Source organism: Kurthia senegalensis (assembly GCF_000285595.1).
In the GTDB taxonomy this organism is placed as follows: domain Bacteria; phylum Bacillota; class Bacilli; order Bacillales_A; family Planococcaceae; genus Kurthia; species Kurthia senegalensis.
On sequence record NZ_CAEW01000056.1, the window covers coordinates 1 to 326 of the forward strand.

The window sequence follows — 326 nt, forward strand, 5'->3', positions numbered from 1 at the left end:
GCTACAACAATTTGAAGTGCGAGGGAACTTCCTTCATGGCACGATTGAATACATACAAGAACGACCGCTCGGAATTTTCATTATGGAACTAATCGGTGAAGAAGCACATATTCATCGTGCAATTTCTTACATAGAATCACGCGGCGTATCAGTGGAGGTGCAGTAATATGTTTGATTTTGCTCATTTCACATCGATGCTTCCAGACATTTGGAATATGACGCGGACGACGAAAAGTGCCACTTCTATACTAGAAGTGGCACTTAATTTACTTTATGTCGTATGGGAGGAATAGGGTTTTGGAGAATTTACTAAATAATTTGAACTC

At 39.9% G+C, this 326-nt stretch carries 2 protein-coding genes; both read left to right on the forward strand.

What is annotated here, in order from left to right; all coding sequences use genetic code 11:
• Nucleotides 1-166, forward strand: a 166-nt coding sequence (locus tag KSHG_RS17820; protein ID WP_010299976.1) for an NIL domain-containing protein, incomplete at its 5' end; no start/stop codon positions are given.
• A 1-nt stretch (nucleotide 167) separates the two neighbouring features.
• Nucleotides 168-293 (forward strand): hypothetical protein, encoded by a 126-nt coding sequence (locus tag KSHG_RS18900; RefSeq protein ID WP_261797791.1) that lies wholly within the window; start codon nucleotides 168-170, stop codon nucleotides 291-293.
• Nucleotides 294-326 lie beyond the last annotated feature (33 nt).

Bases quoted from the DNA above. Each gene is read 5' to 3' on its own strand.
- KSHG_RS18900 (WP_261797791.1), top strand. From the start codon at position 168: ATGTTTGATTTTGCTCATTTCACATCGATGCTTCCAGACATTTGGAAT.